The 6,880-nt window shown below is 74.4% G+C and carries 8 protein-coding genes; 4 read left to right on the forward strand and 4 right to left on the reverse strand.

The window, feature by feature from the left end; all coding sequences use genetic code 11:
• The first annotated feature begins 51 nt into the window (after positions 1-51).
• The 3 genes from MY520_RS06955 to MY520_RS06965 all read left to right on the forward strand — a co-directional run bounded on the left by MY520_RS06955 (position 52) and on the right by MY520_RS06965 (position 3,475).
• On the forward strand, positions 52-1,221 hold the full coding sequence (locus MY520_RS06955) for a Gfo/Idh/MocA family protein (RefSeq protein ID WP_436691352.1): 1,170 nt from the start codon (positions 52-54) through the stop codon (positions 1,219-1,221).
• Positions 1,218-2,375, forward strand: coding sequence for a xylose isomerase (gene xylA, locus MY520_RS06960; protein ID WP_436691353.1), 1,158 nt, complete (start codon positions 1,218-1,220; stop codon positions 2,373-2,375). The genes MY520_RS06955 and xylA overlap by 4 nt, the downstream gene beginning before the upstream one ends.
• Positions 2,376-2,467: 92 nt before the next feature.
• Positions 2,468-3,475: a sugar phosphate isomerase/epimerase family protein gene (locus tag MY520_RS06965; RefSeq protein WP_436691354.1), complete on the forward strand. Its 1,008-nt coding sequence runs from the start codon at positions 2,468-2,470 to the stop codon at positions 3,473-3,475.
• Between the two features lie 187 nt (positions 3,476-3,662).
• On the opposite strand, the gene MY520_RS06970 is transcribed toward MY520_RS06965, so the two are convergent.
• The 3 genes from MY520_RS06970 to MY520_RS06980 all read right to left on the reverse strand — a co-directional run bounded on the left by MY520_RS06970 (position 3,663) and on the right by MY520_RS06980 (position 5,538).
• Positions 3,663-4,136 carry a cupredoxin domain-containing protein gene (locus MY520_RS06970; protein WP_436691355.1) on the reverse strand — a complete coding sequence of 158 codons (474 nt, stop codon included), beginning with the start codon at positions 4,134-4,136 and terminating at the stop codon, positions 3,663-3,665.
• A 98-nt stretch (positions 4,137-4,234) separates the two neighbouring features.
• Complete coding sequence (locus tag MY520_RS06975; RefSeq protein WP_436691356.1) at positions 4,235-5,173, reverse strand: alpha/beta hydrolase family protein; 939 nt, start codon at positions 5,171-5,173, stop codon at positions 4,235-4,237.
• Between the two features lie 17 nt (positions 5,174-5,190).
• Entirely contained in the window at positions 5,191-5,538 is a 348-nt protein-coding gene (locus MY520_RS06980) for a hypothetical protein (RefSeq protein ID WP_436691357.1), read from the reverse strand.
• 53 nt (positions 5,539-5,591) lie between these two features.
• On the opposite strand from MY520_RS06980, the gene MY520_RS06985 reads away from it, so the two are divergent.
• Entirely contained in the window at positions 5,592-6,122 is a 531-nt protein-coding gene (locus MY520_RS06985) for a helix-turn-helix domain-containing protein (RefSeq protein WP_436691358.1), read from the forward strand.
• A gap of 33 nt (positions 6,123-6,155) precedes the next feature.
• On the opposite strand, the gene MY520_RS06990 is transcribed toward MY520_RS06985, so the two are convergent.
• Complete coding sequence (locus MY520_RS06990) at positions 6,156-6,656, reverse strand: hypothetical protein (RefSeq protein ID WP_436691359.1); 501 nt, start codon at positions 6,654-6,656, stop codon at positions 6,156-6,158.
• Positions 6,657-6,880: the final 224 nt, after the last annotated feature.

A 6,880-nucleotide genomic window follows, 5' to 3' on the forward strand; every position in this document is an offset into this window, starting at 1 on the left:
GGTGACGGTTCGCGTCACCCGGCGACTCCGCCTTCCTGAGGAGCCCTCCGGATGACCCCCACCCTCGGCGTCGGCCTGATCGGCTACGCCTTCATGGGCGCCGCGCACTCGCAGGCCTGGCGCACCGCCCCCCACTTCTTCGACCTCCCGCTCCGGCCCGAGCTCGCGGTGCTCGCGGGCCGTGACCCCGCCCGCGTCGCCGCGGCCGCCGAGCGGCTGGGCTGGGCCGGCACCGAGACCGACTGGCGCCGGGTGCTCGAGCGCGACGACGTCGACCTGGTCGACGTGTGCACCCCCGGCGACACGCACGCCGAGATCGCCATCGCCGCGCTCGAGGCGGGCAAGCACGTGCTGTGCGAGAAGCCCCTGGCCAACACCGTCGCCGAGGCCGAGGCGATGGCCGAGGCCGCCGAGCGGGCCGCCGCGCGCGGCGTGCGGTCGATGGTCGGCTTCACCTACCGGCGGGTGCCGGCGATCGGGCTGGCCCGGCAGCTGGTGGCCGAGGGCCGGCTCGGGCAGATCCGGCACGTCCGCGCGCAGTACCTGCAGGACTGGATCGCCGACCCGGCCGCGCCGATGTCCTGGCGGCTGGAGAAGGACAAGGCCGGGTCGGGCGCGCTGGGCGACATCGGCGCGCACATCGTCGACCTCACGCAGCACATCACCGGGCAGCTGGTCACCGGGGTCAGCGCGGTGCTGGAGACCTTCGTGACCGAGCGGCCGCTGCCGGCCGAGACAGGCAAGCTGTCGGGCGTGGGCGGCTCGGAGATGGGTACGGTGACCGTGGACGACGCGGCGCTGTTCCTCGGCCGGTTCAGCGGTGGCGCGCTGGCCACCTTCGAGGCCACCCGGTTCGCCCTGGGCCGCAAGAACGCCATCCGGATCGAGGTCAACGGCTCGGCCGGCAGCCTGGCCTTCGACTTCGAGGACATGAACGTGCTCGAGTTCTTCGACGGCGACGAGCCGGCCGAGACCGCCGGTTTCCGCCGGGTCATCGTGACCGAGCCCGAGCACCCCTACGTCGGCGCCTGGTGGCCGGCCGGGCACGGGCTGGGCTACGAGCACGGCTTCACCCACCAGGTGGTCGACCTGGTCACCGCGATCGCCAAGGGCGAGGACCCCACGCCGTCCTTCGCCGACGGACTGCAGGTGCAGCGGGTGCTCGACGCCGTCGAGCGCAGCGCTGCCGCGAACTCCACCTGGACGGAGATCTCCCCATGACACCCACCCCGACGAAGGCCGACCGCTTCAGCTTCGGGCTGTGGACGGTCGGCTGGCAGGGCGTCGACGTCTTCGGCGGCGCGGTCCGGCCGCGGCTGGACCCGGTGGAGGCGGTGCACCGGCTGGCCGAGCTCGGCGCGGCCGCGATCACCTTCCACGACGACGACCTGGTCCCCGACGAGTCGACCCGCGAGAAGGAGCTGGCCCGGTTCCGCGACGCGCTGGGCGAGACCGGGCTGGGCGTGGAGATGGCGACCACGAACCTGTTCTCCCACGCGGTGTTCAAGGACGGCGGGCTGACCGCCAACGACCGCGACGTCCGCCGGTACGCCCTGGCCAAGGTGCTGCGCAACCTCGACCTGGCCGCCGAGCTCGGCGCGAAGACCTACGTGCTGTGGGGCGGGCGCGAGGGCGCGGAGTCCGGTGGGTCGAAGGACGTCGCCGCCGCGCTGGACCGGTACAAGGAGGCGCTGGACGCCCTCTGCGGCTACGTCCGCGAGCGGGGCTACGACATCCGGTTCGCCCTCGAGCCCAAGCCGAACGAGCCGCGCGGGGACATCCTGCTGCCCACCGTCGGACACGCGCTGGCGTTCATCGGCGCGCTGGACGAGCCCGACCGGGTCGGCCTGAACCCCGAGGTCGGGCACGAGGAGATGGCCGGGCTGAACTTCGCCCAGGGCATCGGCCAGGCGCTGTGGCACGGCAAGCTGTTCCACGTCGACCTCAACGGCCAGCACGGCCCCCGCTTCGACCAGGACCTGCGCTTCGGCGCCGGCAACCTGCGCGGCGCGTTCTGGACCGTCGACGTGCTCGAGGGCGCCGGCACCGGCCGGGCCTACGACGGCTACCTGCACTTCGACTACAAGCCGCCGCGCACCGAGGACATCGACGGCGTCTGGGGGACCGCGGCCGCCTGCATGCGCAACTACCTGATCCTGCGGGACAAGGTGCGGGCCTTCCGCGCCGACCCGGAGGTGGCCGAGGCGCTGGCGGCGTCCCGGGTCGACCAGCTCGCCGTCCCGACCGTCGGGGAGGGGGAGTCCCTGGCCGACCTGCGCGCCGAGGCGCACGACCCCGAGGCGATGGCCCGCCGTGGCATGCACTTCGAGCACCTGGACCAGCTGGCCATGGAGCACCTGCTCGGCGTCCGCTGACCCCCGTTTCCGGACCTTCCGCGCCGAACGTCCGCCCACCCGTTCCGGACTCTCCGCGCGGAGAGTCCGCTCCTGACCGAGGAGGACCCCGCATGCCCCGTCCCGTCACCCTGTTCACCGGCCAGTGGGCCGACCTGCCGTTCGAGGAGATGTGTCGGCTGGCCTCGCAGTGGGGCTACGACGGCCTGGAGATCGCCTGCTGGGGTGACCACCTCGACGTCGAGCGGGCCGCGAACGACGACTCCTACGTGCAGGAGCGGCTCGAGCTGCTCAAGCGGCACGACCTGCAGGTGTTCGCCATCTCCAACCACCTCAACGGCCAGGCCGTCTGCGACGACCCGATCGACGAGCGGCACCGCGGCATCGTGCACCCGCGCGTGTGGGGCGACGGCGACCCCGAGGGCGTCCGGCAGCGGGCCGCCGAGGAGATGAAGACGACCGCCCGCGCCGCGGCGAAGCTGGGTGTGCAGACGGTCGTCGGGTTCACCGGCAGCAAGATCTGGAAGACCGTGGCGATGTTCCCGCCGGTGCCCGAGTCGATGATCGAGGACGGCTACGCCGACTTTGCCGCCCGCTGGAACCCGATCCTGGACGTCTTCGACGAGGTCGGGGTGCGGTTCGCGCACGAGGTGCACCCCTCGGAGATCGCCTACGACTACTGGACGACGGTCCGCACCCTCGAGGCGGTCGGGCATCGCGAGGCCTTCGGGCTGAACTGGGACCCCAGCCACTTCGTCTGGCAGGACCTCGACCCGGTCGGCTTCCTCTGGGACTTCAAGGACCGGATCTACCACGTCGACTGCAAGGACGCGAAGAAGCAGGTCGGCAACGGCCGCAACGGCCGGATGGGCTCGCACCTGCCCTGGGCCGACCCGCGGCGCGGCTGGGACTTCGTCTCCACCGGCCACGGCGACGTCCCGTGGGAGGCCTGCTTCCGGATGCTCAACACCATCGGCTACGACGGGCCGATCTCGGTGGAGTGGGAGGACGCCGGCATGGACCGCCTGCTCGGCGCCCCCGAGGCGCTGGAGTTCGTCCGGCGGCTGGCGTTCGACCCGCCGGCCGCGGCGTTCGACGCCGCCTTCGCCAGCGGGAACTGACGAAGGACCCCGTCCTCCTCACCGCTCGCAGGCTCGCGGCGAGCCTCTGGACGGGGCCTCCCCGGGACGGGTTGTGACGGGACAGGACCCTTGGGGGGCGACCGGGGGGTGGGCGGCGAGCGGGGGGTCCCGCCGCCCACCCCCCGGGGTCGGGGGCCGGCGCTGGGCCGGGCGGTGTGGACCGCGGTCAGGCGGTCACGGTGACGGGGACCTCCATGCCGTTGGCCCGGTGCTGGCCGACGGCGCAGTAGAAGAAGTAGTCGCCCGCCTCGAGGGTCGCCTCGAGGGTCGCGGTGCCGCCGGGCTGGAGGACCTCGGTGGCGGCGACGGTCTCGCCGTCCCGCTCCACGGCGAAGTTGTGCGGCATCTGGCCGCTGTTGGTCACGTCGAAGGTGTACGTGCCGGCGGCGTAGGAGTCCTCCGACAGCTCGAAGGAGAAGTCGACCGCGTTCACCGTCACCGCCTCGGACTCCGCCGGCGCCGACGTCGCCGCCGCGCTCGACGAGGTCTCGGCCGCGCTCGACGACGTCGTGCTCTCCGTGGCCCCGGTGTCCCCGCCGTCGTCCCCACCGCAGGCGCCCAGCAGGCCGGCCACCGCGACGAGCGCGAGGGCGGCGGTGCGCCGTCGGACCGGCGCGGTCGAGCGCGTGCGATGGGACACGGGTCCTCCTCGGGAGGTCTGCGGTCAGACCCACCGGGCCGGCGGGAACCGCTTCGCCGGAGATACTGCAACTTTGTAGGAGATCGGGGAAGCCCCCTTCACAGGGGGTTTCCAGCCGAGGAGCCGACGGAGCACACCCGGCGGCACCAGCCGACCACCGTCTCGAGCACCTCGCGGTCGACCGGCTGGAGCAGCTCGGCGCGGTAGGCGCGCAGCGACGGCGGGCCGGGCTGGCGCCGCAGCGTGTGGGTCAGGTCGGGCACGAGATGGGTCTCCACCGGGCCCGGCACGGTCGCCGCGATCACCGCGAGGTCGCCGGCGGGCACCTGGAGGTCCTTGGCCCCCGTCAGCGCGAGCACCGGGACGGTCAGCCGCTCGAGGTCCGTGCGCGGGTCGAGCGCGAGGAACTCCCGCAGCCAGCGGGCGTTGAGCCGGGCGCCACCGACCCACGCCGTGTCGGTCGTCGTCGCCCTGATCCGGGCGTGGTTGGCCGCCACCTTGGCCTCCAGGTCGGTGCGCAGCAGGCGGAGCAGCGCGCGCACGGGGGCCGGCAGCGTCGGGGTGATCTGCCGCGCCTGCCAGAGCAGCAGCTCGTCGCCCCGGGTGGCGCTGGCGGACAGCAGGACGACGCCGGCGATGTCGCTCCGCGCCCGCCGGGCGCCGCGAGCGGCCAGCGCGGCGCAGAGCAGGGCGCCCTCGCTGTGCCCGGCCAGCAGCAGCCGTGCCGGGTCGACCTCTGGTCGGGCGGCCAGCGCGTCGAGCGCGCGGCCGAGGTCGTCGACGTTCTCGGTGACGCCGGCGGTCCGCCAGTCGCCCGGGCTGACGCCGACGCCCCGCTTGTCGTAGCGGAGCGAGGCGAGACCGCCCGCGGCGAGGGCGTGCGCCAGCTGTCGGGCGACGTCGAAGCGGGCCCGCCGGTGGTTGGAGTCCCGGTCGAGCGGACCCGACCCGCTCGCCAGCACCACCGCCGGTGCCGGGCCGGGCGTCGCCGGGAGGGTGAGCGTGCCCGCCAGGGGCGGTCGGCCGGGGATCTGCACCTGGAGCTCCCGCACGGTCAGCGCGCCCCGGTCAGGTCGCCGGCGACCGCGGCGGCGTCGTCGGTACCGACGAGCAGGGTGTCGAACCGCTGGCCGGTGAGCCGCACCAGCACGGCCGGCTGCCCGCGGCGGACCGACACCAGCGACTTCCCGCCTCGCCGGCGCCACGTCCCGATGTGCCGGATGCCGGGGAGGCCGAGGCCGGGAGCGCGCAGCCCGCGGGTGGCGGCGAGGCCGTCGGGGAGGACCTCGACCGACGCCACGGCGGAGCGGGGCACCTCCAGGTCGCGCAGCAGGCCGAGCAGCTTCTCGCTCCGGGTGAGGGTGACGGAGAGGGTCTGCGGGGTGGTGGTCATCGTCGCCATGCGCCTATCATTCTCAATCGCGATACCAATGTCAATCATGAGAACGGTGAGCCATGGCGTCCGCGGACCTGCTGCTCCACCCGGTGCGGCTGCGCATCGTCCAGGCGTTCCTCGGGAACCGGACGCTGACCACCACCGACCTGCGCGGCGAGCTGTCCGACGTCCCGGCGGCCACGCTGTACCGGCACGTCGGGACCCTCGCCGACGCCGGCGTGCTGGCGGTGGTGGGGGAGCGGAAGGTGCGCGGCGCGGCCGAGCGCAGCTACCGGCTGGTGACCGAGGCGGCGTCCGTGGGCGAGGACGAGGCGGCGGCGATGACCGCCGAGGAGCACCGCCGGGCGTTCGGGACCTTCGTCGCCGCGCTCCTGGCCGACTTCGACCGCTACACCGCGTCGGCTGGCAGCAGGGGGCTCGACCCCGCCCGCGACGGCGTGGGCTACCGCCAGGTGGCGCTGTGGCTCACCGACGAGGAGTTCGGCGAGCTGGTCGCCGACCTGCGGACGGTCCTCTCCGCGCGCACCGAGCTGCCACCCGACGGCGCCCGCCGGCGGCGGATCGTCAGCCAGGTGTTCCTGCCGGGGTGATCCTCCGGGCCGGGACGGCGCCCCGGCGGGGGGTCACTCGGCCCGGCGCGCGGCGCGGGTGGCCTTCCGGTTGGCCCTGGCCAGGGTCTTGGCGGCCTTGCGGACCCGTCGCGGCTCGCGGTCGATCGTGCCGCGGGTCAGCAGGCCGACGCCGATGCCGAGCAGCCACACGTCCTTGGCCACGGCCAACCCGTCCTGCGTGGGGGCCAGGCTGCCCGGCTTCCGCATGCCCGGGGTGTTCAGGTAGAGCCCGAGCAGCCCGCCGGAGAAGGCGGTGAGCGCCGCGCCGGCGACCGCGGTGGGCACGAACGGTGCCAGCAGGAGGCCGCCGATCGCCATCTCGCCGTAGGCCAGGCCCTTGGCGAACTGCTGGGGCGGGACGTTCTTGAGGAACGGGTAGGTCCCGGCGGCGAAGCCGTGCAGCCCGGCCGCGGTGCCCTCGTCGGCGCCGCGCTTGCCGAGGCCGCTGTTGAGGATGAAAGCGCCGGCCGAGATCCGGGGACCGATCTCGGACAGGGTGATGGGCAGACGCATCGTGCACCTCGCTGGTCGGAGTCGGTGGTCCAGGGCTCGACGGAACTCTGGCCGACTCCGGCTGTGCCCACCACCCCGGGCGTCAACCGCCCGGGGTGGTCGGGCTCAGCGGCCGCCGCGGCGGGAGCGGCCGCTGAAGGTGCTGGCGGAGTGCGTCCCGGCGCGGGCGGCGAGCTCGGCGCGGGTGCGCGCCGGGCCGGCCGGGCGCCCGGAGCCGCCGCGGG

The organism is Geodermatophilus sp. CPCC 205506, from assembly GCF_051383635.1.
In the GTDB taxonomy this organism is placed as follows: Bacteria; Actinomycetota; Actinomycetes; order Mycobacteriales; family Geodermatophilaceae; genus Geodermatophilus.

What these genes read in the sequence shown, in the direction of transcription:
- MY520_RS06965 (WP_436691354.1), top strand. Translation starts at nt 2,468, where the DNA reads ATGCCCCGTCCCGTCACCCTGTTCACCGGCCAGTGGGCCGACCTGCCG.
- MY520_RS06985 (WP_436691358.1), top strand. Translation starts at nt 5,592, where the DNA reads ATGGCGTCCGCGGACCTGCTGCTCCACCCGGTGCGGCTGCGCATCGTC.
- xylA (WP_436691353.1), top strand. Translation starts at nt 1,218, where the DNA reads ATGACACCCACCCCGACGAAGGCCGACCGCTTCAGCTTCGGGCTGTGG.
- MY520_RS06955 (WP_436691352.1), top strand. Translation starts at nt 52, where the DNA reads ATGACCCCCACCCTCGGCGTCGGCCTGATCGGCTACGCCTTCATGGGC.
- MY520_RS06990 (WP_436691359.1), bottom strand. Translation starts at nt 6,656, where the DNA reads ATGCGTCTGCCCATCACCCTGTCCGAGATCGGTCCCCGGATCTCGGCC.
- MY520_RS06980 (WP_436691357.1), bottom strand. Translation starts at nt 5,538, where the DNA reads ATGGCGACGATGACCACCACCCCGCAGACCCTCTCCGTCACCCTCACC.